Genomic DNA, 26,889 nt, shown 5'->3' with positions numbered 1-26,889 from the left:
CTCAGTCCCGTGCCGAGGCGGTGCGGGCGCAGCCCGCGCAGGTGCCGAACAGCTCGATCGTGTGCTGGATGTCCGAGAACCCGTGCGACGTGCCGACCTGGTTCGCCCAGGCCTCGACCGTGGGCCCGTCGATCTCGACTGTCCGGCCGCACGAACGGCACACGAGGTGGTGGTGGTGCTCGCGACGCTCGCACCGGCGGTACAGGTTCTCGCCGTCCTCGGTGCGCAGGACGTCGACGTCGCCGCCGTCGGCGAGGCTCTGCAGCGTGCGGTACACGGTCGCGAGGCCCACGTTGTCGCCGCGCGAGCGCAGGACCTCGTGGAGCTGCTGGGCGCTGCGGAAGTCGTCGAGGTCCTCCAGCGCGTCCGAGACGGCGGCGCGCTGCCGGGTCATGCGCTGCACGTGTCACCTCCGGTGGAACGGTTCGTGGCCCCCGAGGGTACGAGATCGAGCTCGACGTCGTCGGGGATGTCCGGGTGGGGGTCGCGCGCGACGCGCGGCCGACGGCGCACCCAGAGCGGGCGCAGAGCGGCCACGACGAGGTAGGTCCCGATCGCGAGGACGACGATCGTCGCGCCGGGCGACACGTTGTTCCAGTAGGTGAACGACAGTCCGACGACGCACACGACGACACCGACCACGCAGGCGACGAGCATCGTGCGGCGGAACGAGCGCGTGACGAGCTGCGCGACGGCCACGGGCACGATCATGAGCGCGCTCACGAGCAGGAGACCGACGACGCGCATCGACACCGTCACGGTGAGCGCCGCGACGACGGCGACGGCGATGTTCAGCGAGCGGACCGGCAGGCCGGAGGCGCGCGCGAACTCCTCGTCGTGGCTCACGGAGAACAGCGCCGCCCGCAGCCCGATGCCCACGAGGAGGACGACGGCGCTCAGGACGACGGTGAGCACGAGGTCCGCCGACGTCACGGTCGAGATCGAGCCGAACAGGTACTGCATGAGGCTGCCCGCGGACCCCCCGGCGAGCCCGATGAGCAGCACGCCGCCCGCGATGCCGCCGTAGAAGAGGAGGGCGAGCGCGAGGTCGCCGCTCGTCCGGCCGCGCTCGCGCACGAGCTCGATGGCGACGGCACCGAGGACGGCCGCGACCACCGCACCGGGGACCGCGAGCGCGTCGTCCGGCACGACGCCCATCGCCGCCCCGACGAGCCACCCGAGCGCGACGCCCGTGAGCGCGACGTGCCCGATCCCGTCACCGAGGAGCGAGAGCTTGCGCTGGACGAGGTAGGTGCCCACGACGGGCGCGCTCACACCCACGAGCAGCGCGGCCACGAGCGCACGCTGCATGAGCGGGTCGGTGAGCATCGCGGAGAGCTCCGAGAACAGGGTCATGAGGCGTTCCTGGGGGTGCGACCCGCGGCCACGCCGGGGTACAGGGTGTCGGAGAGGCCGGTCGACGGGCCGGTGAGGGCGCCGTCGCCGTCCGCGGGCTCGTGCGGGTGGAGATGCTGGTGCGTGGCACCCGCGTGCGTCGAGGACGCGCGGGGCGGGGCGCCGTCGTGCACGACACGCCCGTGCCGCAGGACGACCGCGCGACCGATGAGCGGGGCGAGGACGCCCAGCTCGTGGAGCACGACGAGGACCGTGAGCCCGTCGTCGACGAGCCGCGTCATGGTCTCGGCGAACGCCTCCTGGCTCTCCTTGTCGACGCCCGCGACGGGTTCGTCGAGCACGAGCAGGTCGGGCCGGCGGACGAGGGCGCGGGCGATGAGCACGCGCTGCTGCTGGCCGCCGGAGAGCTCGGCGGTCGAGTCGTCGGCGCGGTCGGCGAGGCCGACCAGCTCGAGAGCCTCGACCGTGCGCTCCTGCCAGCCGCGGGGGAGCCGGAGACGGCCGCCACCGAGGAGGCCGGACGCGACGACCTCCGATGCGGTCGAGGGCATGCCCGACGGCGCGGCCACGCGCTGCGGAACGTACCCGAGGCGCTGCCACGGGACGCGTGCGCCGAGCGGGATGTCGAACAGCTCGACGGAACCGCGGGAGGGCGGGACGATGCCCACGAGCGCGCGCACGAGGGTGGACTTGCCCGACCCGTTGGCGCCGAGCAGGGCGACGACCTCGCCCGCACGGACGGACAGGTCGATCCCGCGCAGGATCTCGCTCCCGCCGAGCGTCACGTGCAGGTCGCGCGCGGTGAGGAGCTCGGGTGCGTCCGTCATGAGCAGACGAGACCGGAGGCGAGCGCGTCGAGGTTGGACTCCATGACCTCACGGTAGTCCGTCGCCCCCTCGGCGAGGCTCTCCAGCGGGTCGAGCAGCGCGGTCCCGACGCCGAGGTCGTCGGCCAGGGTCTGCGTCACCTTCGGGCTGACGAGCGTCTCGAAGAACAGCGTCGTCACGCCGTTCTCCTCGACGATCTCGCCGACCTCGCGCAGGCGCGCGGGAGAAGGCTCGGCCTCGGGGTCGATGCCGGAGATCCCCACTTGCTCGAGGTCGTACCGCTCGGCGAGGTAGCCGAACGCCTCGTGCGAGGTCACGAGCGTGGCTCCCGCGCACGGTGCGAGCGTCTCGGCGAACTCGGCGTCCAGCGCGTCGAGGTCCGCGGTGAGCGCCTCGGCGCCGGCCGCGTAGTCGTCCGCGTGGTCGGGATCGACGGCGGAGAGCTCGTCCGCGACGGCGTCGCCGACTGCCGCGAGGCGCGTCGGGTCGAGCCAGAAGTGCGGGTCGGTCGAGCCGTGGTCGTGCCCGTCGTCCGCAGCTCCCTCCTCCTCGTGCTCGGCGTGCTCCTCGGCGCTCTCCCCGGCGTGGACCTGCCCGCCGTCGGGGTGCGCCTCGAGGCCCGCGGACTCCGCGGCGTCCACCACGTGCTCGGGGGCGCGCTGCTCGATGCCCTCGTCGACGGCCGGCTGGAAGCCGGAGAGGTAGACGACGAGGTCGGCGTCGCCGATCGAGCGCACCTGGGCGGGCGCGAGCTCGAGGTCGTGCGGCTCGGCCGCGGGCGGCGTGAGGTTGGAGACGTCGACGTGCTCACCGCCGACCTGCTCGACGACGTACTGCAGCGGGTAGAACGACGCGAGCACCTGCAGCCGTGCGTCCGTGCCGTCGCCCCCCGTGCCGCCGTCGCCCGGGGAGCAGGCCGCGACGAGGGCGGCCGTGGCGAGGACGGCGGACGTGGTGAGGGCGCGACGGCGCCGGGCGGGAGAGCGGTGCATGTCTCCAGTGTCCGCCTTCTTGAGAATGGATGTCAAAACCGTTCCCGGTGAGACCGGTCACGGCCGGGTACGCTGGTCGGTCGGCGCCCGTGCGGGCGCCGACCACCCGTCCAGCCCCCACGAGCCACGTGCGGGCCGTAGCAAGGAGTGATGACCGTGGCCGCAGCGCCCTCACCCACCGCCCGTCTCGACGCCGTCGTTTCCCTCGCCAAGAGGCGCGGGTTCGTCTTCCCCTCGGGCGAGATCTACGGCGGTACCCGCTCCGCCTGGGACTACGGGCCGCTCGGCACCGAGCTCAAGGAGAACATCAAGAAGCAGTGGTGGCGCGCGACGGTCACGAGCCGTGACGACGTCGTCGGGCTCGACTCTTCCGTCATCCTCCCGCGCCAGGTCTGGGTGGCCTCGGGCCACGTCGGCGTCTTCACCGACCCGCTCACCGAATGCCTCTCGTGCCACAAGCGGTACCGCGAGGACCAGATGCTCGAGGAGTTCGAGGAGAAGAAGGGCCGCGCGCCCGAGGGCGGCCTCGCCGAGATCGCGTGCCCCAACTGCGGCACGCGCGGGCAGTGGACCGAGCCGCGCGACTTCAACATGATGCTCAAGACCCACCTCGGCCCCGTCGAGGACGAGTCCGGGCTGCACTACCTGCGCCCCGAGACGGCGCAGGGCATCTTCGTGAACTTCGCCAACGTCATGGGCGCGAGCCGCAAGAAGCCGCCGTTCGGCATCGGCCAGATCGGCAAGTCGTTCCGCAACGAGATCACGCCGGGCAACTTCATCTTCCGCACGCGCGAGTTCGAGCAGATGGAGATGGAGTTCTTCGTCGAGCCCGGCACGGACGCCGAGTGGCACCAGTACTGGATCGACACGCGCACCGACTGGTACGTCGACCTCGGCATCTCGCGCGACAACCTGCGCCTCTTCGAGCACCCGCAGGAGAAGCTGTCGCACTACTCGACCCGCACGGTCGACATCGAGTACCGCTTCGGGTTCCAGGGTTCCGAGTGGGGCGAGCTCGAGGGCATCGCGAACCGCACCGACTTCGACCTCAAGACGCACGCGGAGCACTCCGGCAAGGACCTGTCGTACTTCGACCAGACGAAGAACGAGCGCTGGGTCCCCTACGTCATCGAGCCGGCCGCCGGCCTGACGCGCTCCCTCATGGCGTTCCTCGTCGAGGCGTACACCGAGGACGAGGCGCCCAACGCGAAGGGCGGCGTCGACAAGCGCACCGTCCTGCGCCTCGACCACCGCCTCGCTCCGGTCAAGGCCGCCGTCCTCCCGCTCAGCCGGAACGAGCAGCTCTCGCCGAAGGCGAAGGACCTCGCGACGGAGCTGCGGAAGTACTGGAACGTCGACTTCGACGACGCCGGGGCGATCGGCCGCCGCTACCGCCGTCAGGACGAGATCGGCACGCCGTTCTGCATCACCGTCGACTTCGACACGCTCGACGACCAGGCCGTGACGATCCGCCACCGCGACTCGATGGCCCAGGAGCGCGTGTCGCTCGACAAGGTCACCGAGTACCTCGCCGGGCACCTGCTGGGCGCCTGACGCGCGGCGCAGAGGAGGGGCGGGACCGTGTCGGTCCCGCCCCTCCGTCGCGTCTCGGGACGCGCTCGCCCCCTGCGGCTCCGCTAGCGGGCCGCGCCCTTCGCCCGGTTGAGCAGGCCGATCACGAGGCTCACGACCAGCACGATGATGCCGATCCAGATGAGAACCTGCGCGGCCTCGATGGCGACGCCGAGGATGAGGAGCACGGCGCCGACGATGACCAGGATGAGCCAGAGAGGCATGTCGTCCCTTTCGTCAGTGTCCGGCCGGTATTGCCGGACCTCTTCACCCTGGCACGGGTCGCCGAACCCCGCTCGTCGAAGCGGCTCTCACGGTCGGTCGCCGACCGGGTGGGACAATGGAGCGCGTGACCGCTCCAACCACCGTACTCAGCACGGCCAGCGACGCCGCCACCAGCGGCGTCACCGAGCCGATCCTCGCCCCGCTGCGCATCGGCCCGATCGTCGTCGACACCCCCGTGGTGCTCGCCCCCATGGCCGGCGTGACCAACCGGGCGTTCCGCACGCTCTGCCGCGAGGCCGGCGCCAGCGGGGGCCAGCACCCCGGCCTCTACGTCGCCGAGATGGTCACGAGCCGCGCGCTCGTCGAGCGCAACACCGAGGCGCTGCGCATCGTGACCTTCGGCGCGGACGAGGTCCCGCGGTCGGCCCAGGTGTACGGCGTCGACCCGGCGACCGTGCGCGAGGCCGTGCGGATCATCGTCTCCGAGGACCGGGCGGACCACGTCGACCTCAACTTCGGCTGCCCCGTGCCCAAGGTGACGCGCCGCGGCGGGGGAGCGGCGCTCCCCTGGAAGCGCGACCTGTTCACGTCCATCGTGCGCGAGGCCGTCGAGGCCGCCCGTCCGTACGGGGTGCCCGTCACGGTCAAGATGCGCAAGGGCATCGACGACGACCACCTGACCTACCTCGAGGCCGGCCGCATCGCCGAGGGCCTCGGTGTCGCCTCCGTCGCGCTGCACGCGCGCACGGCCGCCGAGCACTACTCCGGGACCGCGGACTGGACGGCGATCGCCCGACTCAAGGAGGCGGTCACGAGCGTCCCGGTGCTCGGCAACGGCGACATCTGGTCCGCCGAGGACGCCGTGCGCATGGTCCGCGAGACGGGGTGCGACGGCGTCGTCGTCGGCCGCGGGTGCCAGGGCCGGCCGTGGCTGTTCGCGGACCTCGCGGCAGCGTTCGCGGGTCGCCCCGAGCGCGTGCGCCCTGGGCTGCGCGAGGTCGCCGAGACGATCTACCGCCACGGCGAGCTGATGATCGAGTACTTCGACGGCGACGAGGGCAAGGGCATGCGCGACCTGCGCAAGCACATGGCGTGGTACCTCAAGGGCTACGCGGTCGGCGGGGACGCGCGCCGCTCGCTCGCGATGGTCTCGACCCTCACGGAGCTGCGCGGCCTGCTCGACGACCTCGACCTCGACGCGCCCTACCCGGGCGAGGCGGCCGAGGGTCAGCGCGGGCGAGCGGGGTCGCCCAAGACCCCGCACCTGCCGTACGGCTGGCTCGATTCGCGCGAGCTCGACGCCGAGCACTCCGCGCGTCTGCGCGAGGCCGAGCTGAGCGTCTCGGGCGGCTGAGCCGTCGACGGAGCCGTCCTCGACGCTGCAGAACGCAGGCCGCCGGACGACGACGGCCGGGGTCCCCTTCCGGGACCCCGGCCGTTCGCGGCGGGACGGCTCGGCGCGTCAGACCGCGCGGAGCCAGACCGTCGTGTCGGACGGGACGCGCACCTGCGGGTCGGCGGAACGGTCGGTGAGGACCGGGCCGGAGGCGACGAGCACCTCGGCCCCGTGCGGCAGCACGACCGGCTCGGTGCCGAGGTTGGCGAGCACGACGACGTCGCGATTGCGGAACGCGATCACGTCGGCCGAGTCGGCGAGGTCCTCGACCCACGCGAGCGTGCCGGCGCCGAGGTGCTCGGCGCGGCGCGTCGCGAGCGCGGTGCGGTACGTCTCGTACGTCGACCCCTCGACGCCGCGCTGCACGTCGGCGGCGTAGCGCGCGTAGGCCTCGGGCTGCGGGAGCCACGTCTTGCCGGTGGGCCCGAACCCGTTGCCGGGCGCGTCGGCCTGCCAGGGGAGCGGGATGCGGCACCCGTCGCGGCCTGCCTCGGCACCGGCGGTGCGGAAGAACGCGGGGTCCTCGCGGACGTCGTCGGGCAGGGCGGTGTGCTCGGGCAGGCCCAGCTCCTCGCCCTGGAAGAGGTAGGAGGACCCGGGCAGGCCGAGCATGAGCACCGACGCAGCGCGCGCGCGGCGCAGGCCGAGCTCCTCGTCGGGCTGGGGGTCGTGCGCGAAGATCCCGTTCGGGCGCAGGCCCGGCTCGGCGAGCCCGAGCCGCGACGCGTGGCGCACGACGTCGTGGTTGGACAGGACCCACGTCGTCGGGGCGCCGACCTCGTCGTTCGCGTGCAGGGACGCGGCGATGACGGTGCGCAGCGGCGCTGCGGACCACATGGTGGTGAGGAACGAGAAGTTGAACGCCTGGTGCATCTCGTCCGGGCGCACGTAGCGCGCGAGGCGCGAGAGCGGCTCGACCCACGCCTCGGCCACGAGGGCACGGTCGCCGTCGTACTCCGCGAGCACGCGGTGCCAGTCGCGGTAGATCTCGTGCACGCCGTCCTGGTCGAACATCGGGCCGGCGTTCCCGGCGCCGGTGGACCCGTCCTCGGGGGCGCCCGGGTCGGTCTCCGTGCTGCCCTCGGTGCCCTCGACCATCGACACGGACCCGTCCCAGTCGGGCAGGCCGTCGGCCTTGATCATGCCGTGGGCGACGTCGATGCGGAACCCGTCGACGCCCTTGTCGAGCCAGAAGCGCAGGACCTGCTCGAACTCGGCGCGCACCTCGGGGTTCTCCCAGTTCAGGTCCGGCTGCGTCGAGTCGAACAGGTGCAGGTACCACTGCCCCGGGGCCTCGTCGGCGGCTCCGGTCACGGGGTGCGCACCCTGTCCGGCCGTGACGCGCGTCCACGCGGGGCCGCCGAAGATCGACTGCCAGTTGTTCGGGGGCAGCTCGCCGTGCTCGCCGTTGCCCTCGCGGAAGACGTAGCGCGCGCGCTCCGCGGATCCCTCCGGGGCGGCGAGCGCCGCCTGGAACCACGCGTGCTGGTCGGACGTGTGGTTCGGGACGAGGTCGACGATCACGCGGAGACCGCGGGCGTGCGCCTGGGCGAGGAGCTCGTCGAAGTCGGCGAGCGTGCCGAACAAGGGGTCGACGTCGCGGTAGTCGGCGACGTCGTACCCGGCGTCCTTCTGCGGCGAGCGGAAGAACGGGCTCAGCCATACCGCGTCGATCCCGAGCTCGGCGAGGTGGTCGAGCTTCGAGGTGATGCCCGGCAGGTCGCCGATGCCGTCCCCGTCCCCGTCCGCGAACGAGCGCGGGTACACCTGGTAGATGACCGCTTCGCGCCACCACTCGGGCGCCTCGCCGGGTCCGGCGTGGACGAGCGCGCCGCTGGCCAGGGGTGTCGGCGCCGGGGCGGTGGCGGTCGGCGTCGAATCGATACGAGTCATCGAGCTGTCGGTCCTCACGTGAGTGTCTTCGTCGGTTTCAGGATGGTCCGTCGAGCGTGGCGCGCCGATCCCGCCATCGAGTGTAAGCGCTTGCGGTGCGCGTTGCGGGTGTCCGACGGCGCACGCCGACCGGTCCGTGGAGGGCACCCGGACGGTCGGCCCCGGGCGCCTGCGGTCAGTCGGTCGGGGGGCTCGGGGCGGGCGTGACGGCCTCTGCAGCCGACCGTGCCGGTGCGGCGCCCGTGGAGTCGCGCACTATGAGCTCGGGCCGGAAGAGCAGCTCGGTGCGGGGCGCTCGCTCGCCGGCGATCTCGGTGAGCAGCGCGCTGACCGCGGCGCGCGCCATCGCGGACACGGGCTGGCGCACCGTCGTGAGAGGCGGGTCGGTGAAGGCGATGAGCGGTGAGTCGTCGTACCCGACGACCGAGATGTCGTCCGGCACGCGCAGGCCGCGCGAGCGCGCCGCCCGGATCGCGCCCAGCGCCATGAGGTCCGAGCCGCAGACGATCGCGGTGTGCCCGGAGTCGATGAGCTCGCCGCCCGCGGCCTGGCCGCCCTCGACGGTGTAGAGCGTGGTCACGACGTGCTCTGCGGCCTCGGCCTCGTCCGCTGCCAGGTCGTGCCGCACGAGCGACTCCGCGAAGCTGGCGCGCTTGCGCCGGGCGGGGACGAAACGGTCCGGGCCGATCGCGAGGCCGATCCGGCGATGGCCGAGCGAGACCAGGTGGCGCACCGAGAGCTCGACGCTCGCCACGTCGTCGGTGGACAGGAAGGGTGCGTCGATGCCCTCGGTGTAGCCGTTGACCAGGACGGTGGGGATGCCGCGGCTGCACAGGCGCTCGTAGCGCTCGTGGCTCGCCTGGGTGTCGGCGTGCAGGCCGGACACGAAGACGATCCCGTCGACGGTGTGGTCCATGAGCATGTCGACGTAGTCGTCCTCGGTCGTGCCGCCGGGGGACTGCGCGCACAGCAGCGGGGTGTACCCGTGCTCGGAGAGCAGCGACTCGATCGTCTGGGCGAACGCGGGGAAGACGGGGTTCGTCAGCTCGGGCACGACAAGGCCGACGAGGCCGGCCGAGCGGGTGCGCAGCGTCGACGGCCGCTCGTAGCCGAGCACGTCGAGCGCGGCGAGCACCGCCTGGCGGGTCTCGCCCGCGACGCCGGGCTTGCCGTTGAGGACGCGCGAGACCGTCGCGGTGGAGACGCCGGCCTGGGCGGCGAGATCGCTGAGACGGGTGCGCACATGGGGAAGCGTAGGTGACACCGGACCTCCTCGTCCTGGTCGTCCGGTCGGCGAGCGGTCGGCTCCTGGGGTGGAGCGCGGGCCGTCGGCCGGTGGAGGCGGGCGGACGCCGGACGGCGCCCTGCAAAGCGTTGCATGAAAGTTACCGCAACGACTTGCACGTGTGCCACCTCGCGTTCTACGGTCCTCGCATCAGGGCCACGGTCGGCGCGAGCCGGCAGGGGCCGCCATCGCACTGCAACATGCTGGGAGTGACCACTGATGCGACGGAGCATCCTTCTCGCCGCCGCGCTGACCACGACGCTGGCGCTGGCCGCCTGCTCGTCCGGCGGCTCGGGCGACGAGACCACCGACGAGCCGAGCGCCGAGGACACCTCCGCGAGCGGCTCGCTCACCGTCTGGGTCGACGAGACGCGTCAGGACGCCGTGACCGCAGCGGCAGAGTCCTTCGAGGCCGAGACGGGTACCGCCGTCGAGGTCGTGCTCAAGAACTTCGAGGACATCCGGGCGGACTTCCTCGCGCAGGTCCCGACGGGCGAGGGCCCCGACATCACCGTCGGCGCGCACGACTGGCTCGGCGAGCTCACGACGAACGGCGTCGTCGCCCCGCTCGAGCTGGGCGACAAGGCGGCCGAGTTCGAGGAGGTCTCGATCCAGGCGTTCACGCAGGACGGCCAGGTCTACGGCCTCCCGTACGCGATCGAGAACATCGCCCTCATCCGCAACACGGCGCTCGCGCCGACCGCTCCCGCGACGTGGGACGAGGCCGTCGCCGCCGGCCAGGCCGCCGGGACGCAGTTCCCGATCCTCCTTCAGTCCGACGGCGCCGATGGCGACCCGTACACGCACTACCCGTTCCAGACGTCGTTCGGCGCCCCCGTCTTCACGCAGAACGAGGACGGCAGCTACTCCTCCGAGCTCGCGATGGGCGGCCCGGAGGGCCAGGCGTTCGCGCAGTGGCTCGGCGCGCAGGGCGCGGCGGGCGTGCTCAGCCAGGACACGACCTACGACATCTCCGTCGAGGCGTTCAAGAACGGCCAGTCGCCGTTCATCGTGGGTGGCCCCTGGATGATCGAGTCGTTCGAGGGGCTCGACCTCTCCATCGACCCGATCCCCACCGCGGGCGGCCAGGCGGCTCAGCCGTTCGTCGGCGTCCAGGGCTTCTACCTGAGCGCCGAGAGCGAGAACGCGATCGTCGCGAACGACTTCCTCGTGAACTTCCTCTCCACCGAGGAGGCGCAGCTCGCGCTGTACGAGGCGGGCAACCGTCCGCCGGCGCTCACGGCCGCGGCCGACACGGCCGCCGAGGGTGACCCGATCGTCGCGGGCTTCCGCGCCGTCGGCGCCGAGGCCGTCCCGATGCCCTCGATCCCCGAGATGGCGTCCGTGTGGAGCTTCTGGGGCGTCACCGAGGCCGCGATCGTCAGCGGGGCCGACCCGGTGCCGACATGGGACAAGATGATCGCCGACATCCAGGGCGCGATCGACGGCTGACCCAGCCGATCCGGCCGTCCAGGCCGGTCCCGGCCGACCGTCGTCGCGGTGCGCAGGCCTCCTGCGCACCGCGACGGCGCGTCGCCATCCGCGGCCCGGAACGGGCCGCGACGCAGTACCGAGACGCGGGACGAGCCGCGTCCACGACCCCGGAGGCACCACGATGTCCGCCCCTCAGACGACGGCCGACGCGGGCGTCGGCACCCCCGGAGCCGAAGGCCCGCCGCCGCGCCGCGCACGCGGGCTGCGCGCGGCGGACTCCTCGCACGCGCGGGACTACGGGCCGGGGTTCTTCGTCAAGCTCGTGCTCATGGCCGTCGTCGACGCGCTCGGCGTCTACGTGGTCTGGTCGGCGTGGACCGAGGGCTCGTACGGCATCCTCGCCGCCTCGGTCGCGATGCTCGCCGTGGCGAACTGGGTCTACTTCTCGAAGCGCGCGCTGCCGCTGAAGTACATCCTGCCGGGGCTGATCTTCCTCCTCGTCTACCAGATCTTCGTCGTCGGCTACACCGGCTACGTCGCCTTCACGAACTACGGCACCGGTCACAACGGGACCAAGGAGCAGGCGGTCGACGCCCTCCTCATCCAGAACGAGCGACGCGTCGAGGGTTCGCCGTCGTCGGCGCTCACCGTGATCTCCGACGGCGACGCGCTCGGTTTCGCGGTCGTCACCGAGGACGGCGACGTCGAGGTCGGGACGCCCGACCGCCCGCTCGAGGTCGCCCCCGACGCCACGGTCGAGGAGGGGCGCGCGACGGCGGTCCCCGGCTTCGAGGTGCTGCCGCGCGACCAGGTGCTCCAGCGGCAGGGCGAGGTGACCGACCTCCGCGTGCCCGTCTCGGACGACCCGGAGGACGGGTCGATCCGCACGACCGACGCGCGGACCGGCTACGTCTACACGTCCGCGCTCGAGTGGGACGCGGCGACGGACACCATGACCGACACGACGACCGGGCAGACGTACACCCCGAACGACGAGGGTCAGCTCGAGTCCCCCACCGGCGAGACCCTCGCGGTCGGCTGGCGGGTACCGGTCGGGTTCGACAACTTCGTCACGGCCTTCACCGATGCGCGCTACGCCGAGCCGTTCGTGAAGATCCTGCTGTGGACAGTCGTCTTCGCCGTGGTCTCGGTCGCCTCGACGTTCCTGCTCGGCCTGTTCCTCGCCATCGTCTTCAACGACACGCGCATGCGCGGGCGCAAGGTCTACCGGACGCTGATGATCCTGCCGTACGCGATCCCGGGGTTCCTCGCGGCCCTGCTGTGGTCCGGGCTGCTCAACACGCGCTTCGGCTTCGTCAACGACGTCCTTCTGGGTGGCGCGGAGATCCCGTGGCTCACCGACCCGTGGCTCGCGAAGCTCGCGGTGCTGGGGGTGAACCTGTGGCTCGGCTTCCCGTACATGTTCCTCATCTGCACGGGCGCGCTGCAGTCGCTGCCGGGTGACGTCATGGAGGCGGCGAAGATCGACGGCGCGGGGCGCTGGCGCACGTGGCGCGCGATCACGCTGCCGCTGCTGCTCATCGCGACGGCGCCGCTGCTCATCTCGTCGTTCGCCTTCAACTTCAACAACTTCACGCTCATCTACATGCTCACCGGGGGCGGTCCACGGTTCGCGGACGCGTCCGTCCCGCTCGGGCACACGGACATCCTCATCTCGATGGTGTACTCGATCTCCGGCGTCGACGGCTCGGCCGCGAAGGACTTCGGGCTCGCGAGCGCCCTCTCGATCGTCATCTTCCTGATCGTGGGCACGATCTCCGCGATCGCGTTCCGCAGCACCCGCAAGTTCGAGGAGATCAGCTGATGGCGACCACGCACACCTCCCCGGCCGTCGACGCTCCCGCCACGGGCGCCGCGTCGCGGAACCGCATGAAGCCGGGCCGCTGGTTCTCCGAGCTGGGCTGGCGCCACGTGGTCGGCGTCTTCGCGGTCGTGTACGCCGCCTTCCCGCTCGTGTACGTGCTGTCCGCGTCGCTGTCGGAGAACGGCACGCTCACCGGCTCGAACGAGCTGTTCGCCGAGGTGAGCACCTCGAACTACGCCCAGCTCGGCACCACGATGTTCTGGACGTGGATGGCCAACACGCTCGTGATCGCCGTCGCGACGTCGGTCGGCACCGTGCTCATGGGCGCCGCGGCGGCGTACGCGTTCTCCCGGTTCCGCTTCGCGGGGCGCCGCGCGGGCCTCACGTCGCTGCTCATCGTGCAGATGTTCCCGCAGATGCTCGCGTTCGTGGCGATCTTCCTGCTGCTCCTCGGGCTGGGGAACGTCGTGCCCGCGCTCGGGCTCAACAGCAAGATCGCGCTCATCGCGGTCTACCTGGGTGGCGCCCTGGGCGTGAACACGTTCCTCATGTACGGGTTCTTCAACACGGTCCCGCGCGAGCTCGACGAGGCCGCCAAGATCGACGGCGCGACGCACAGCCAGATCTACTGGACGATCATCCTGCGCCTCGTCGCGCCGATCCTCGCGGTGGTCGCGCTGCTCTCCTTCATCAGCACGTTCGGCGAGTTCATCATCGCGCGCATCGTGCTCACGTCCGAGAGCAACTGGACGCTCGCCGTGGGCCTCTACGGGTGGGTGTCCTCGCTCAAGGAAGCCAACTGGGGCCTGTTCACGGCGGGTGCCGTGATCACCGCGCTGCCGGTCCTCGCGCTGTTCCTCTACCTGCAGAAGTACATCGTCGGCGGCCTCACCGCCGGCTCGGTGAAGGGCTGACCCCTGTGCGCGACCTCGTCACGCCCGGCGCCCACCACGACGGCTCGGCGCTGTACGTCTCCGAGGGAGTGCCCTCCCTCGGGGACACGGTCCCGGTCCGCGTGCGGGTCCCTCGAACCGGCGGAGCCACGGGGGTGCGCGACGTCTGGCTCCGCACCGTGCGCGACGGCGAGCCCCGCCTGTCGCCCGCGCGGCTCGACCGCTCGGACGAGCACGAGGACTGGTACGTCGCCGACGTCCTCGTGCACAACCCCGTGACGAGCTACCGGTTCTTCCTCGACGAGGGGCCGCGCGGCTACCGCTGGCTCAACGGGCGCGGCACGTGGGACCGCGACGTGCCGGACGCCGCGGACTTCCGCGTCACCGTCCACGACGGCGCGCCCGCGTGGATGCGCGACGGCGTCGTGTACCAGGTCTTCCCGGACCGGTTCGCGCGGTCCGCGGCCGCCGACGCGCGACCGCTGCCGGACTGGGCCGTCCCGGCGGCCTGGGACGACGAGCCGCACGGCGCGGGGCCCGACGTCGGCACGCAGTTCTACGGCGGCGACCTCGCCGGGATCGAGGAGCGGCTCGACCACCTCCTCGCGCTCGGCGTCACGACGCTCTACACGACGCCGGTGTTCCCCGGCCGGTCCAACCACCGCTACGACGCGAGCACGTTCGACCACGTCGACCCGCTGCTCGGCGGCGACGACGCGTACGCGTCGCTCATCCGCGCCGCGCGCGCTCGCGGCCTGCGCGTCATGGGCGATCTCACGACGAACCACACGGGCGACGGCCACGAGTGGTTCGCGCGGGCGCGGGCGGACCTCGCGGCACCCGAGCGCGACTTCTACTACTGGACCGAGGGCGAGCCCGGGTACGTCGGGTGGCTCGAGGTCGCGTCCCTGCCCAAGCTCTCCTACGGCTCGGCCGAGCTCGGGGCGCGCATGATCGACGGCCCGGGATCCGTCGTCGGGCGCTATCTGGGCGAGCCGTTCGGGCTGGACGGCTGGCGCATCGACGTCGCGAACATGACCGGGCGCTACGGCGCCGAGGACCGCACGCTCGAGGTCGCACGCCGCCTGCGCGCCACGATGCAGGGCATCAACCCGGAGGCGGCGCTCGTCGCGGAGCACTTCCACGACGCCTCGGGCGACCTCGCGGGCGACGGCTGGCACGCGAACATGAACTACTCGGCCTTCACGCGCCCGGCCTGGACGTGGCTGTCGCCGCAGGACTCGCAGGTCCCCTACCTCGGCCTCCCGGTGCGCACGCCCCGTCGCGGCGGCCGCGACGTCGTCGCGACGATGCGCGAGTTCGACGCCGTGCTGCCGTGGCGCGTCACGGCGTCGCAGTGGAACATGCTCGGCTCGCACGACACCCCGCGCCTGCGCTCGATCGTCGGCTCGCGCGAGATGGTCGAGGTCGCGGCGACGCTCCTGCTCACCTACCCCGGCACCCCGGTGGTGTTCGCGGGGGACGAGGTGGGGCTCACGGGCCTCAACGGCGAGCACGGCCGCGCGACGATGCCGTGGGACGGTCCGGGCCGCCTCGACCGCTGGGACGCGGCGACCTTCGACCTGTACCGCGCGCTCATCGCCGTCCGGCGTGGCTCGGAGGCCCTGCGCCGCGGCGGCCTGCGCTGGGTGCACGTCGACGACGATGCGCTCGTCTACCTGCGCGAGACCCCGGACGAGCGCGTGCTCGTCGCGCTCGCGCGCGCCCCGTGGGACGGTGTCGCGCTGCACCCTGCGCTCGTGGGTCCGGAGGCGGAGCGCCTCCACGGCACGCTCGAGCTGTCCGTGCACGACGGCGCCCGTCGGCTCGCGGGAGACGGCCCGGCCGTCGGGGTGTGGCGACTGGCCTGAGCGCCTCGCGACCTGCCGAGAAGTGAGCTTCCGCCCCCGAACTGCCCGGATCGGGGGCGGATCCGCACTTCTCGGCACGGGAGCCGCGTGGCAGGATCGCGCCGTGAACGTCGAGCGCATCGCGATCCTCTCGGACGTCCACGGCAACCTGTCCGCTCTCGAGGCGGTGCTCGCCGACACTGCCGCACGCGGGGTGAGCCAGGTCCTCAACCTCGGCGACATGGTCGGCAAGGGCCCGCGCGGGCAGGCGGTCGTCGACCGGTGCCGCGAGGTCTGCGCCGTGAACGTCCGGGGCAACTGGGAGGACTTCCTGCCCGGCACGCCCGACGACGGGCCGCCCGAGCACGTGTGGTGGAGTGGTGAGCTGCGCGAGGACCAGCGCGTGTGGTTCGCGACCCTCCCGCTGAGCCACGACCTGCTGCTCAGCGGCCGACGGGTGCGCCTCTTCCACGCCTCGGCGGCGTCCGTGCACGCCAAGGTGCACTTCCACCACACGCCGGAGGAGTTCGCGGGCATGTTCGCGACGACGGACCTCACCGGCCCCGGCCCCGAGCCGACGGTCGTCGGGTACGGCGACGTCCACGACGCGTACATCGAGACGTACCGCGGACGCACGCTGTTCAACGTGGGGAGCGTCGGCAACCCGCTGGACGAGCCGACCCCGGTCTACGCGATCCTCGAGGGCGTGCCCGGCTCGCCGGACCCGGCGCCGTTCGCGATCCAGCACGTGCGCGTCCCGTACGACGTCGAGGTGGAGATCGCCGTCGCGTACGACCTCAGCATGCCGCTGGCCGACGAGTGGGCGGGCGAGCTGCGCACCGGCGTCTACCGCGGCCTGGCCGACCGCGCCTGACCCGGCTGATGGTCATCCGCCGGCGAGGTGGGCGGTGAGCGTCGCGCGCTGCCTCGCGAGGGCTGCCTCCCGCGTTTCGAGCTCGGCGGCGCGCTCGAGGAGACGGGACCGCAGCGCGGGACACAGCTCGAGCCGTGGCGCCGTGCCTCGCGCACAGGGCAGGTACCTGCGGGCGTCCGCCGAGTCGAGCCCGGCGGCGAACAGCCCCTGGATCTGCGCGACGACGACGGGAGCGTCCGCGTGGTAGTGCCGGTAGCCGTTCGCGGTCCGCTTCGGGACGAGAAGTCCCTCCTCCTCGTAGTAGCGCAGCGCGCGACGGCTGATCCCCGTGCGCTGCGACAGCTCCCCGATCAGCACGTCACTCCTCGTGTCGCCTCGTCTTGACCCTCACGCCTGCGTGACCCTCTACCGTCACGGCATGACACGGACAACGCCGGCCGGGCCGGTCCATTCCCACTCCGATCCCGAGCGCGTCGTCGTCGTGCCCGGCTTCGGTGCCACGCCGGAGGACCACTGGTTCCGCTGGCTCGCCGACGAGCTCGGGGCCGAGGGCGTCGCGACCGAGGTGGTGCGCCTGCCGGGTCCGGACGCACCCGTCGCCGCGGCATGGGAGTCGACGGTGGCAGAAGCGCTCGGAGCTCCCGACGAGCGGACCTGGGTCGTGGCCCACTCCCTGGGGAGCGTCACGACGTTGCGCGTCCTTGCGGGGCTCGCACGACCGTGGTCCCTCGGCGGTCTCGTCCTCGTCTCGGGCTTCGCCGGTCCGCTCCCGTCGCTGCCGTCGCTCGCCGGCTACCTCGCCGCCGACGTGGACGTCGAACGGGTCGCCCCGCGGATCGCGGCTCGGGTCGTCGTGCGGTCCGACGACGACCGGATCGTCGCGCCCGCGGCGTCGGACGACCTCGCGCGGCGACTCGGGGCCGACGTGGTCGCCGTTCCGGGCGCGGGGCACTTCATCGCGTCCGACGGCGTGACGAGCCTGCCGGTGGTCCGCGACCTGGTGCTGGGTGGCGTGCGCCGCGCGACGAGCGCGCGTCCCGTCGCGTGAGGCGGCGGTCGCTACGCTGACCGGGTGCAGACGTTCGAGCAGGAGGCGTTCGACCCCGCGGTCGTGGGGACCAGGCCGCGCCCGGCACGCGGGGAGGAGGGCACGGCGTCGTACACGGACTCCGACACCGAGCGGTGGTTCGTCGAGCCCCCCAAGTCGCGGGCGCGCACGCCGTTCGAGCGCGACCGCGCGCGCATCGTGCACTCGTCCGCGCTGCGACGCCTCGGCGCCAAGACGCAGGTGCTCGGCCCGGGCAGCGACGACTTCGTGCGCACGCGCCTGACGCACACGCTCGAGGTGGCCCAGGTGGGCCGCGAGATCGGCAAGGCGCTCGGGTGCGACCCCGACATCGTCGACACCGCGTGCCTCGCGCACGACCTCGGCCACCCCCCGTTCGGCCACAACGGCGAACGGGCGCTCGCGGACCTCGCGGTGGACATCGGCGGGTTCGAGGGCAACGCCCAGACCCTGCGCCTGCTCACGCGCCTCGACCCGAAGGTGGTCGACTCCGAGGGGCGCTCGTACGGGCTCAACCTCACGCGCGCGAGCCTCGACGCGAGCGTCAAGTACCCGTGGGGCGCGGGAGAGGCGCCGCTGCGCGCCGACGGGCGACCGACGCACAAGTTCGGCGTCTACGAGGACGACCGCCCGGTGTTCGACTGGCTCCGTGCGGGCGCGCCGTCCCAGGTCAAGTGCCTGGAGGCGCAGGTCATGGACCTCGCCGACGACGTCTCCTACTCCGTGCACGACGTCGAGGACGCGATCGTCGGCGGCCGCATCGAGCTCGCCGTCCTCGACGACGCCGACGAGCGCGCCCGCGTCGTGCGCGCCGTACGGTCCTGGTACGGCACCGCCTACGACGAGGCCGAGCTCGACGCGGCGATCAGCCGGCTGCAGTCGACCGGCCACCTCGTCACCGGGTTCGACGGGTCGCGCCGCGCACTGGCGGCGCTCAAGGACGCGACGAGCCAGCTCATCGGCCGGTTCACGGGCGCGGCGCAGGCCGCGACGCGGGAGCTCTACGGCGACGGCCCCCTCACGCGCTACGCCGCGCGTCTCGTCGTGCCGGACGAGACGGTCGCCGAGATCCTCGTGCTCAAGGGCGTCGCCGTCGCGTACGTCATGGCTCCGCGCGAGCAGGAGCCGCTCTACCAGCGCCAGCGCGAGGTGATCGCCGACCTCGTGCACGTCTTGTCAGAGCGGGCGCCCATCGCGCTCGAGCCGTCGTTCGCCGCCGACTGGGTGGACGCGGCCGACGACGCCGCGCGGCTGCGCGTCGTCGTCGACCAGGTCGCCTCGCTCACGGACGTCTCCGCGATGCAGTTCCACGCGCGCCTCGTGCGCCCGCCCGGCTGACCTCGCCGGGCGCCGCGCGGCCGGGCCCTCAGGCGTCCGTACGCTCGCTCATCCACGCGTCGCTCGCGCGCTGGACGTCCTCGGCCGTCACGGAGTCTGCGACCGTCGTGAAGAACCAGCGGTGCCCGAACGGGTCGCGCACCGCGGCCTGGCGGAAGCCCTCGAACCAGTCGGACGGCTCGGCGATGCTCGACGCGCCGGCGGCGACCGCACGGGCGTACGCCGCGTCCGTGTCCTCGACCGGGACGGTGAACGACGCGTGCGTCGGCGCTCCCGGCTCGGGGGCGACGGAGTCCGGCGGGAACGCCTCGGCGACCGTGAACGTCGAGACCCCCGTGGGCGAGGTGAGCCGCAGGTCCGAGTGGATCACGACGTCTCCTGCCGTGACGGTGTCGACGACCTCCGCGCCGAGCGCCGCCTCGTAGAACGCGATCGCCTCGCGCGCGCCGCTCACCGTGACGTTGGGGTGCAGAGCCGACATCTCCATGGTGTCCTCCTCGTTCAGGTGTGGCGGGCCGGTGCCCGCGACACCATGCTCGTGTCGGTCGCCCGTGCAAGTCTTGGAGGAATGCGACAGGTGTTCGATCCATACCGCTCCCCGGACGACGTCGTGCGACGACGCCCCACGACGTCCGTGCGCGGCCTCGTCGACCCGGCCGCCGCGCGGGGAGGCTTCGAGCTCGTCCGGATCGAGCCCGCGCCCGACCTCGCGGACCTCGTCGAGCGGCACTGGGTCGTGCGCTGGGACCTGGCGCCGGGGGAGGCGTTCACGCAGGTGCTCGTGCCGCACCCCGTGGCGAACGTCGTGGCCGAGGAGTCCGGGTACGCCGCGCACGGCGTCCCGCCCGGGTTGTTCGAGCGCACGCTGACCGGCTCGGGCGCCGTGCTCGGGACCAAGCTGCGCCCGGGGGCGTTCCGCCTGCTGCTCGGGCACCCCGACGCCGTGCGCCCCGGTGTGCAGGTCCCCGCGTCGGCCTTCCTCGGCCCGACGGCGGAACGCATCGGCGCCGCCGCCGTCGCCCGTGCGGAACAGGGCGACGACGAGGCGGCCGCAGCGCTCGTCGAGCCGCTGCTGCGCGCCCGGGCGGCGCAGACTCGCACGGAGCGCACGGCACGCGACCTCGACCGGATCGCGACGGTCTTCGCCACCCTGGTGAGCAGCGACGTCGGGCCCGGTGCGGGCGTGAGCGTGCTCGCCGACGCGGCGGGCACGTCGACGCGCTCGCTCCAGCGGCTCTTCGCGACGTACGTCGGCGTGAGCCCCAAGTGGGTGCTGCAGCGTCACCGGGTGCACCTCGCCGCCGACCTGATCGCGGCCGACCCGGCACAGGACCTCGCGGCCCTCGCGACCGGCGTCGGGTACTACGACCAGGCGCACCTCGGCACCGACTTCGCGCGCGCCACCGGGACGACGCCGGCCGCCTACGCACGCCGGTGCGCGGCATCCCGGTCGGCGCTCGCGGTAGAGCTCGGGGCGGGGTCGGGCACGGTGTCGTGAGCCGGGTCCGGCGTCGTCCACCGGGCGCCCGCCGGACCCTCCGGGACGCATAGACTCGCTGTCGTGGCAGGCCTGATCCGACGCGAGGACGTGGACGCCGTCCGCGACCGCGCGCGGATCGACGAGATCGTCTCGGCCCACGTCACGCTCAAGTCCGCGGGCGTCGGCTCGCTCAAGGGCCTGTGCCCTTTCCACGACGAGCGCTCGCCGTCGTTCCACGTGCGGCCGGGCGTCGGGCGCTGGCACTGCTTCGGGTGCGGCGAGGGCGGCGACGTCATCTCGTTCGTGCAGAAGATCGACGGCCTCACGTTCACCGAGGCCGTCGAGTACCTCGCCGACCGCGTCGGCATCCAGCTCCGCTACGAGGAGTCGGGCACGGGTGGGGGAGGGCCGCGGCAGCGCGAGGAGCCCGGGAAGCGCCAGCGGCTGCTCGAGGCGCACCGCGTCGCGGCGCAGTACTTCTCCGAGCAGCTCGTCGGTCCTGGCGCCGCCGCCGCGCGGACGTTCCTTGCCGAGCGCAGCTTCGAGCGCGCCGACGCGGAGCACTTCGGCGTCGGCTACGCGCCCACCGGCTGGGACAACCTCCAGCGGCACCTCCAGGGGCGCGGCTTCACGCAGGCCGAGCTGATCGCCTCGGGGCTCATGAGCCAGGGCCAGCGCGGCATCTACGACCGGTTCCGCGGACGCCTCGTGTGGCCCATCCGCGACGTGACCGGCGAGATCGTCGGGTTCGGTGCGCGCCGCCTCTACGACGAGGACCAGGGCCCCAAGTACCTCAACACCCCGGAGACGACGCTCTACAAGAAGTCGCACGTGCTCTACGGCATCGACCTCGCCAAGCGCGAGATCGCGAAGCAGAAGCGCGTCGTCGTCGTCGAGGGGTATACGGACGTCATGGCGGCCCACCTGTCGGGGGTGACGACCGCCGTCGCGACGTGCGGCACGGCGTTCGGCTCGGATCACGCGCGCATCGTGCGCAGGCTCCTCGGCGACACGACGGCGGGCGGCGGCATGCAGCTCGCCTCGGGCGCGTCGGTCGGCGGTGAGGTCGTGTTCACTTTCGACGGCGACGCGGCGGGACAGAAGGCCGCCGTGCGGGCGTTCGGCGAGGACCAGCGCTTCTACGCGCAGACGTTCGTCGCGGTCGAGCCGAGCGGCATGGACCCGTGCGAGCTGCGCATGGCACGCGGGCCGGAGGGCGTCCGCGCCCTGGTCGACGGGCGCCAGCCGTTGTTCGAGTTCGTCATCCGCACGACGCTCGCGACGTTCGACCTCGACACCGCGGAAGGCCGTGTCGGGGCGCTACGCGCCGCAGCGCCGGTGGTCGCGGGCATCCGCGACGCCGCGCTGCGTCCCGAGTACGCCCGGATGCTCGCCGGGTGGATCGGCATGGACGCCGAGCGCGTGCGGCGCGAGGTCGCCGCCGCGGCGAAGCGGGGCGCCCCCGGTCCTGTGCGCACGTCCCGCCCCGGCGACGCCCGCCAGGGGAGTGTGGACGCGTCGCCAGGGTCGGACCCCACCGAGCCCGCGCTTCCTGCGCCCGACCCGCGCGACCCCGTCGCGCGCCGCGAGCGCCTCGCGCTCGTCGCGGTGCTCCAGTACCCGCGGTTCGTCCCCGCGGTGTTCGACGATCTCGGCGAGGACGCGTTCGTCGTCCCCGCGTGGCGAGCCGTCCACGCCGCGGTCCGGGCTGCCGGGGGCGTGCGCGAGGGCAAGGTCCTCGGCGACGGGCACTGGGTCGAGGCGGTCGTCGAGCAGGCGGCCGAGCCCGTACGCGGGTTGGTGACCGAGCTCGCCGTCGCGCCGCTGCCGGAGGACCGGGAGAACGTCGTCGCCGGGTACGTCGCGGGTGTCGTGCGGGGTCTCGTCGACCTGGGGCTCACCCGGCGCATCGCCGACGCGAAGAGCCGGCTGCAGCGCCTCGACCCCGCGGCGGACCCGCCCGCCTACCAGGCGGCGTTCGCCGCGCTGCTCACCCTCGAGGCCGAGCGCCGCACCCTGCGCGAGGGCGAGATCGCCTGACATCCCGACCCCTGGCCGTTGTGCGCGGGGTGATCGTCCGAACTCGCGCCCGGAGCCGGACCAGAAGCTGCCCCGAGGAGTAGTGTCGAGCGCGAGGGGGCATCGCTACGCTTCCCGACCCGGCATCGCGAAACATGCTCCTGTGTGCGCCGAGCCCGACCCGCACCACCCGTGCACTGACGCACCCAAGGGAGGGGTACCTGTGCGCACCCCACACCGCGTGACCGCCATCGTCCTGTCTACGCTCCTCGCCGCGACCGCGGCGACAGCCGCCGTCGCGACGCCACCGCGACCCGAGCCAGCACCCGCCGAACCGTCGCTCCTGGCCTCCGGACTGTCGGGTGGCGCCGGCAGCACCATCGGTCCGGATGGCGCGCTCTACGTGACCGAACCGTCGTCGGGGGAGGTCTCCCGGGTCGACCGCCGAACCGGTGCTGTGTCGGTCGTCGCGTCCGGCCTGCCGGTCCAGCCGCCCGGGACGCCGGGCGGGGCGGTCGACGTCGCGTTCCTCGGCCGCACCGCGTACGTCCTCGTGACTCTCGTGGAACCAGACGTCGTCGGCTTGTACCGGATCGATCGTTCCGGGGCCGTTACGCCCGTCGCCGACATCGGCGCCTGGTCCGTCGCGAACCCGCCCGAGACGGACTTCTTCGTGCCGTCTGGCCTGCAGTACGCCCTGGAGCCGTTCCGCGGCGGATTCCTCGTCACCGACGGTCACCACAACCGAGTGCTGCACGTGACGCCGCGCGGCGCGATCACGGAGTTCGTAGCCCTCGACAACGTCGTCCCCACCGGCCTCGAGACCATCGGCCGGACCGTCGTCGTCGCCCAGGCCGGCCCTGTACCGCACCTGCCTGAGGAGGGGCGGCTCGTAGCGTTCCGACCGTGGCGGTCGTCCGGGACGGAGATCGCGTCCGGCGGCCGACTGCTCGTCGACGTCGAGAGCGATGGCCATGAGCTGTACGCGCTGGCGCAAGGATTCTTCACGCCGGGGAATCCCGAGGGATCGCCGGCCGACCCAGACACAGGTCAGCTCATGAAGGTCGGACGGAACGGCACGCTGCACCCCGTCGTCGACGGGCTCGACCGTCCGACGTCGGTCGAGATCGTCCGTGGGACCGCCTACGTCGTCACGATCGAGGGCGAGGTCTGGAGCGTGCGGCTCGGCAGCGGCAACTCGCGTTCCCGCTGAGCACGTACCCGTCCAGCAGTTCGAGCGGCGGGCTCGAGGGATGCGCCTGCGATGAGACGACGAAACCCCTTACCGGTCTTGTGCCTGGTAAGGGGCAATTCGCCTGCGGCTCCCGCGGTAGGACTTGAACCTACGACCGTCCGATTAACAGTCGGATGCTCTGCCAGCTGAGCTACGCGGGATCGATCATGGCGGTCACGGTGTCACCGTGTCGGCCGGGAAAAACTCTAGCAGGCCTAGAGGGGTAGTCCGGACGCCGATCGCACCCGCTCCTCGGCGGCGTCGACCCGAACCGTCACCTCGGGATCCGTCAGGTCCACGCCGGGGTCTGCGACGACCTGCGAGAAGAGGCCACCCGAGGCGTCACGACGGACCGCGACCCGTGCCGTGCGCCCTGCGGTGAACGCCACGGTCTCCGCCAGGACCACCGACGACTGCACCCGCTCGCGCAGGGTCTGTGCGAGCGACGTCCGTCGGGCGTCGGCGAGGGGCAGGTCCAGCGCCGGGGAGCCGTCGACCCACCAGACCGTGATCGTGGCCGCGTCGGGCGCGTACGACGCGCGGTCGACGTCGGACCACGGGCGGCGAGCGACCGTGCCGCCTGAGGCGTCGCTCGTCACGAGCGCCGCGCGCGTGGCGACCGCCCACGAGCCGTCGACGAGCTCGGCCGAGGCGAGGATGCGGTCGGCGGCCGGTACGTCGAGCGCACGACGGACCGCGTCGGGCAGGGCGGGGCGGCGGAACCAGGGCACGACCCCACGGTAGCCGCTCCGCGTGCGCACGCCGGGCGTCGGGGCGCGGTGGCGATATGCTCACCGCGCGCCCCGTTAGCTCAGCTGGTCAGAGCAGGAGACTCATAATCTCTCGGCCCCGGGTTCAAGTCCCGGACGGGGCACCACGCTAGATCGTTGCCGTTCCGCCCCGCGCGCGCCTCTCGCCCTGCCGTCGTCACCGCGTCGGCGGGGCGTCGTGCGAACGAACGGCTAACAGGCGCCTCGAACGGGCGTTCGGAACGGCGCTGTGGGTGGGTCCCGCTTCCGTCGCGGGCGACCGGCGCGCACTCGGCGAGGCCGGCAAAAACGGGGCACGCACGTACGACAACCCGAAGAACCACGAGCGCCGCACCGTGAAGCTCGACGGCGAGACCGTCGCCCGCCTACGTGCCCTGCGTCGCGAGCAGGTCGGCGCGCGCCTCTCGTTCGGTGCTGCGTGGCAGGACGCGGAAGGACTCGTGTTCACATGGGAGGACGGGCGCCCGCTCGACCCAGCTACGCGTCGAAAGCGTTCACGAAGGCGCAGGCCGACCTCGAACGGCCACGCCTGACGTTCCACGAGATGCGGCACACGCACGCCACCGTGCTGTTGCGCGACCGTCGGTGATCGCGGACAGCGCCCACTGCAGGCTCGGGCGCGGGGACGGGGAGCGGGTCGCCCGACGCCGCGGCCGGCCCGACGACGGGATGCCGTCCGCGGCCCGTGCCAGGTCGAGCAGGTGCGCGTGCTCGGTGTCGTCCAGCTGCAGCGCCCGCGCGACGGCGTCCAGGACGGACGCGGACGCACCGGCGATCGCGCCGCGCTCGAGCTTGGCGTAGTACTCCACGCTCACGCCGGCGAGCATCGCGACCTCGCTGCGCCGCAGGCCAGGGACGCGCCGGTTGGCCCCGCCGACGACGCCGGCCGCCTCGGGGGTCACCTTCGCGCGCCGTGACATGAGGAACTCGCGCACGTCCGCTCGGTTGTCCATGTCACGACGGTAGGCCAGGCGGTGACGGCGTGGGAGTCCGTGCCGAGAGGTGCACTGCCGGTACACCCCTCACCAGGCACTCCCCGCCGGGCGAGATCTCGCGCAGGATGGGACCACCGACCCGAGAAGGAGAACTCATGCGTGGAGTGATCATGCACGGCCCCGGCGACGTCCGCGTCGAGGAGCGCGAGGACCCGACGATCGTCGACCCGACCGACGCCGTCATCCGGCTGGCCGCGACCTGCATATGCGGGTCGGACCTGTGGCCGTACCGCGGCGCGGACCAGGTGGACCACGCGACGATGGGCCACGAGTACGTCGGCGTGGTCGAGGAGGTCGGCGCCGAGGTCACCACCGTCAAGCCCGGCGACTTCGTCGTCGGTTCGTTCGTCATCTCGGACGGCACGTGCGAGATCTGCCGCGCCGGCTTCCCGTCCAGCTGCGTGCACCGCATCTTCGTCGACGGCGCCATCGGTACCCAGGCCGAGAAGGCTCGCATCCCCTTCGCAGACGGCACCCTCGTCGCCACCCCCGGGCAGCCCGACGCGGACCTGGTCCCGCACCTGCTCGCCGCGTCGGACGTCCTCGGCACCGGCTGGTTCGCGGCCGTCGCCGCGCAGGCCGGCCCGGGGAGGACGGTCGCGGTCGTCGGTGACGGCGCCGTCGGGCTCATGGGAGTCCTCGCCGCCAAGCAGCTCGGCGCGGAGCGCATCATCGCGATGTCCCGCCACGAGGACCGGCAGAACCTCGCCCGGCACTTCGGCGCGACCGACGTCGTCACCGAGCGCGGCGACGCGGGCGTCGCCCGGATCAAGGAGCTCACCGGTGGGCTCGGAGCCCACTCGGTGATCGAGGCCGTCGGCACGCAGGAGTCGATGGTCCAGGCGATCGGCGCGACGCGGCCCGGCGGGAACGTCGGCTTCGTCGGCGTCACCCACGACGTCGAGCTGCCCGGGGAGCTGCTCTTCTTCTCCCAGGTGCAGATCCTCGGTGGCCCGGCCCCGGTCCGTCGCTTCCTGCCCGAGCTGATCCAGCTCATCTGGGACCGCAAGATCGACCCGGGCAGGGTCTTCGACCTCACCCTGCCTCTCGAGCAGGCCGCCGAGGGCTACCGTGCGATGGACGAGCGCCGCGCCACCAAGGTGCTTCTTACCGTCTGACCGAGGTGAGGTACCGCCCGCACGGCGACGTGCCCGGCGCCCGGACCGCCTGGCACAGCCACCCCCACGGACAGACCCTCTACGTGACCGACGGCGTCGGCTACGTCGCCCGACGCGCCGGCGAGGTGCAGGAGATCCGACCCGGTGACGTCGTCTACGTCGAGCCCGGGGAGGAGCACTGGCACGGTGCCACCCCGCACCGGTTCATGGCGCACGTCGCGATCCAGGAGGCGGACGGCGCGGGCCAGGTGGTGACGTGGCTGGACCACGTCAGCGACGAGGAGTACGGCCGCCGCTGACGGGACGACCTGTCGTCGCCGAGTCGGGGCCAGGGCGTCGTCGACCGACCGATCCCCCCGCGCCGCTTCTGCGCGCGTGGCCCGCTGCCGTCTGGCATGGTGTGCGAGCCGGAGAACCCGGCGGCGCGAGGGGCGGCGTCCTGATCAC

At 72.8% G+C, this 26,889-nt stretch carries 24 protein-coding genes, 2 tRNA genes and 1 pseudogene; 15 read left to right on the top strand and 12 right to left on the bottom strand.

Features of this window, described 5'->3' with window-relative positions; genetic code table 11:
* Nucleotide 1: 1 nt before the first annotated feature.
* From AC4H2H_RS04005 to AC4H2H_RS03990, 4 genes are read right to left on the bottom strand one after another with little or no spacing between them, the layout of a single operon-like run.
* Nucleotides 2-394: a Fur family transcriptional regulator gene (locus tag AC4H2H_RS04005; protein ID WP_494369523.1), complete on the bottom strand. Its 393-nt coding sequence runs from the start codon at nucleotides 392-394 to the stop codon at nucleotides 2-4.
* The gene (locus AC4H2H_RS04000; protein WP_494369522.1) at nucleotides 391-1,356 is read right to left on the bottom strand and encodes a metal ABC transporter permease; all 966 of its coding nucleotides are present in this window, start codon (nucleotides 1,354-1,356) and stop codon (nucleotides 391-393) included. Before AC4H2H_RS04000 ends, AC4H2H_RS04005 begins: the two co-directional genes overlap by 4 nt.
* Nucleotides 1,353-2,183, bottom strand: coding sequence for a metal ABC transporter ATP-binding protein (locus AC4H2H_RS03995; protein WP_494369521.1), 831 nt, complete (start codon nucleotides 2,181-2,183; stop codon nucleotides 1,353-1,355). Before AC4H2H_RS03995 ends, AC4H2H_RS04000 begins: the two co-directional genes overlap by 4 nt.
* The gene (locus AC4H2H_RS03990) at nucleotides 2,180-3,175 is read right to left on the bottom strand and encodes a metal ABC transporter substrate-binding protein (protein WP_494369520.1); all 996 of its coding nucleotides are present in this window, start codon (nucleotides 3,173-3,175) and stop codon (nucleotides 2,180-2,182) included. Before AC4H2H_RS03990 ends, AC4H2H_RS03995 begins: the two co-directional genes overlap by 4 nt.
* 150 nt (nucleotides 3,176-3,325) lie before the next feature.
* On the opposite strand from AC4H2H_RS03990, the gene AC4H2H_RS03985 reads away from it, so the two are divergent.
* Nucleotides 3,326-4,729 carry a glycine--tRNA ligase gene (locus tag AC4H2H_RS03985; protein ID WP_494369519.1) on the top strand — a complete coding sequence of 468 codons (1,404 nt, stop codon included), beginning with the start codon at nucleotides 3,326-3,328 and terminating at the stop codon, nucleotides 4,727-4,729.
* Nucleotides 4,730-4,812: 83 nt separating this feature from the next.
* Here the strand turns inward: AC4H2H_RS03985 and AC4H2H_RS03980 are convergent, their stop codons facing one another.
* Complete coding sequence (locus AC4H2H_RS03980) at nucleotides 4,813-4,971, bottom strand: hypothetical protein (RefSeq protein ID WP_494369518.1); 159 nt, start codon at nucleotides 4,969-4,971, stop codon at nucleotides 4,813-4,815.
* A gap of 116 nt (nucleotides 4,972-5,087) precedes the next feature.
* Between AC4H2H_RS03980 and dusB the strand changes: the two genes are divergently transcribed.
* Nucleotides 5,088-6,326 (top strand): tRNA dihydrouridine synthase DusB, encoded by a 1,239-nt coding sequence (gene dusB, locus AC4H2H_RS03975; RefSeq protein ID WP_494369517.1) that lies wholly within the window; start codon nucleotides 5,088-5,090, stop codon nucleotides 6,324-6,326.
* Between the two features lie 108 nt (nucleotides 6,327-6,434).
* On the opposite strand, the gene AC4H2H_RS03970 is transcribed toward dusB, so the two are convergent.
* Both AC4H2H_RS03970 and AC4H2H_RS03965 read right to left on the bottom strand, forming a co-directional pair.
* A complete protein-coding gene (locus AC4H2H_RS03970; RefSeq protein ID WP_494369516.1) occupies nucleotides 6,435-8,261 on the bottom strand; it encodes a glycoside hydrolase family 13 protein in 1,827 nt (608 codons plus the stop codon).
* 175 nt (nucleotides 8,262-8,436) lie between these two features.
* Nucleotides 8,437-9,504 (bottom strand): LacI family DNA-binding transcriptional regulator, encoded by a 1,068-nt coding sequence (locus AC4H2H_RS03965; protein WP_494369515.1) that lies wholly within the window; start codon nucleotides 9,502-9,504, stop codon nucleotides 8,437-8,439.
* 261 nt (nucleotides 9,505-9,765) lie between these two features.
* On the opposite strand from AC4H2H_RS03965, the gene AC4H2H_RS03960 reads away from it, so the two are divergent.
* The 5 genes from AC4H2H_RS03960 (at nucleotide 9,766) to AC4H2H_RS03940 (ending at nucleotide 16,422) form a co-directional block, all read left to right on the top strand.
* Nucleotides 9,766-10,998 carry a sugar ABC transporter substrate-binding protein gene (locus AC4H2H_RS03960; RefSeq protein WP_494369514.1) on the top strand — a complete coding sequence of 411 codons (1,233 nt, stop codon included), beginning with the start codon at nucleotides 9,766-9,768 and terminating at the stop codon, nucleotides 10,996-10,998.
* Between the two features lie 163 nt (nucleotides 10,999-11,161).
* A complete protein-coding gene (locus tag AC4H2H_RS03955) occupies nucleotides 11,162-12,805 on the top strand; it encodes an ABC transporter permease subunit (RefSeq protein WP_494369513.1) in 1,644 nt (547 codons plus the stop codon).
* On the top strand, nucleotides 12,805-13,719 hold the full coding sequence (locus AC4H2H_RS03950; protein WP_494369512.1) for a sugar ABC transporter permease: 915 nt from the start codon (nucleotides 12,805-12,807) through the stop codon (nucleotides 13,717-13,719). The genes AC4H2H_RS03955 and AC4H2H_RS03950 overlap by 1 nt, the downstream gene beginning before the upstream one ends.
* A 5-nt stretch (nucleotides 13,720-13,724) precedes the next feature.
* Nucleotides 13,725-15,569, top strand: coding sequence for a glycoside hydrolase family 13 protein (locus AC4H2H_RS03945; protein WP_494369511.1), 1,845 nt, complete (start codon nucleotides 13,725-13,727; stop codon nucleotides 15,567-15,569).
* 103 nt (nucleotides 15,570-15,672) lie between these two features.
* The gene (locus AC4H2H_RS03940) at nucleotides 15,673-16,422 is read left to right on the top strand and encodes a metallophosphoesterase family protein (RefSeq protein WP_494369510.1); all 750 of its coding nucleotides are present in this window, start codon (nucleotides 15,673-15,675) and stop codon (nucleotides 16,420-16,422) included.
* Nucleotides 16,423-16,434: 12 nt separating this feature from the next.
* On the opposite strand, the gene AC4H2H_RS03935 is transcribed toward AC4H2H_RS03940, so the two are convergent.
* Complete coding sequence (locus tag AC4H2H_RS03935; RefSeq protein WP_494369509.1) at nucleotides 16,435-16,779, bottom strand: MerR family transcriptional regulator; 345 nt, start codon at nucleotides 16,777-16,779, stop codon at nucleotides 16,435-16,437.
* A 61-nt stretch (nucleotides 16,780-16,840) separates the two neighbouring features.
* On the opposite strand from AC4H2H_RS03935, the gene AC4H2H_RS03930 reads away from it, so the two are divergent.
* Together AC4H2H_RS03930 and AC4H2H_RS03925 are read left to right on the top strand one after the other, a co-directional pair.
* Entirely contained in the window at nucleotides 16,841-17,470 is a 630-nt protein-coding gene (locus AC4H2H_RS03930) for an RBBP9/YdeN family alpha/beta hydrolase (protein ID WP_494369508.1), read from the top strand.
* A gap of 63 nt (nucleotides 17,471-17,533) precedes the next feature.
* Complete coding sequence (locus AC4H2H_RS03925; RefSeq protein ID WP_494369563.1) at nucleotides 17,534-18,826, top strand: deoxyguanosinetriphosphate triphosphohydrolase; 1,293 nt, start codon at nucleotides 17,534-17,536, stop codon at nucleotides 18,824-18,826.
* Between the two features lie 28 nt (nucleotides 18,827-18,854).
* On the opposite strand, the gene AC4H2H_RS03920 is transcribed toward AC4H2H_RS03925, so the two are convergent.
* Nucleotides 18,855-19,313, bottom strand: a complete 459-nt coding sequence (locus tag AC4H2H_RS03920; protein WP_494369507.1) for a VOC family protein — start codon at nucleotides 19,311-19,313, stop codon at nucleotides 18,855-18,857.
* Between the two features lie 90 nt (nucleotides 19,314-19,403).
* Between AC4H2H_RS03920 and AC4H2H_RS03915 the strand changes: the two genes are divergently transcribed.
* The 3 genes from AC4H2H_RS03915 (at nucleotide 19,404) to AC4H2H_RS03905 (ending at nucleotide 23,538) form a co-directional block, all read left to right on the top strand.
* Nucleotides 19,404-20,324, top strand: a complete 921-nt coding sequence (locus AC4H2H_RS03915; protein ID WP_494369506.1) for an AraC family transcriptional regulator — start codon at nucleotides 19,404-19,406, stop codon at nucleotides 20,322-20,324.
* 63 nt (nucleotides 20,325-20,387) lie between these two features.
* Entirely contained in the window at nucleotides 20,388-22,346 is a 1,959-nt protein-coding gene (gene dnaG, locus AC4H2H_RS03910) for a DNA primase (protein WP_494369505.1), read from the top strand.
* Nucleotides 22,347-22,566: 220 nt separating this feature from the next.
* On the top strand, nucleotides 22,567-23,538 hold the full coding sequence (locus AC4H2H_RS03905) for a ScyD/ScyE family protein (protein WP_494369504.1): 972 nt from the start codon (nucleotides 22,567-22,569) through the stop codon (nucleotides 23,536-23,538).
* A 109-nt stretch (nucleotides 23,539-23,647) separates the two neighbouring features.
* Here AC4H2H_RS03905 and AC4H2H_RS03900 read toward each other — a convergent pair.
* Together AC4H2H_RS03900 and AC4H2H_RS03895 are read right to left on the bottom strand one after the other, a co-directional pair.
* Nucleotides 23,648-23,720 (bottom strand) — tRNA-Asn (locus AC4H2H_RS03900).
* Between the two features lie 54 nt (nucleotides 23,721-23,774).
* On the bottom strand, nucleotides 23,775-24,290 hold the full coding sequence (locus AC4H2H_RS03895; protein ID WP_494369503.1) for a hypothetical protein: 516 nt from the start codon (nucleotides 24,288-24,290) through the stop codon (nucleotides 23,775-23,777).
* A 69-nt stretch (nucleotides 24,291-24,359) separates the two neighbouring features.
* Here AC4H2H_RS03895 and AC4H2H_RS03890 point away from each other — a divergent pair.
* Nucleotides 24,360-24,436, top strand: a tRNA-Ile gene (locus tag AC4H2H_RS03890).
* Between the two features lie 456 nt (nucleotides 24,437-24,892).
* Here AC4H2H_RS03890 and AC4H2H_RS03885 read toward each other — a convergent pair.
* Nucleotides 24,893-25,282: pseudogene (locus AC4H2H_RS03885) on the bottom strand (helix-turn-helix domain-containing protein); the annotation flags it as partial.
* A 137-nt stretch (nucleotides 25,283-25,419) separates the two neighbouring features.
* On the opposite strand from AC4H2H_RS03885, the gene AC4H2H_RS03880 reads away from it, so the two are divergent.
* Both AC4H2H_RS03880 and AC4H2H_RS03875 read left to right on the top strand, forming a co-directional pair.
* The gene (locus tag AC4H2H_RS03880) at nucleotides 25,420-26,442 is read left to right on the top strand and encodes a zinc-dependent alcohol dehydrogenase family protein (protein ID WP_494369502.1); all 1,023 of its coding nucleotides are present in this window, start codon (nucleotides 25,420-25,422) and stop codon (nucleotides 26,440-26,442) included.
* A 5-nt stretch (nucleotides 26,443-26,447) separates the two neighbouring features.
* Nucleotides 26,448-26,741 carry a cupin domain-containing protein gene (locus AC4H2H_RS03875; protein WP_494369501.1) on the top strand — a complete coding sequence of 98 codons (294 nt, stop codon included), beginning with the start codon at nucleotides 26,448-26,450 and terminating at the stop codon, nucleotides 26,739-26,741.
* Nucleotides 26,742-26,889 lie beyond the last annotated feature (148 nt).

Source organism: Cellulosimicrobium sp. BMG9.22, assembly GCF_059159975.1.
Note: the sequence above shows the minus strand (reverse complement) of the source record. Positions and strands in the feature narration are given on the sequence as shown.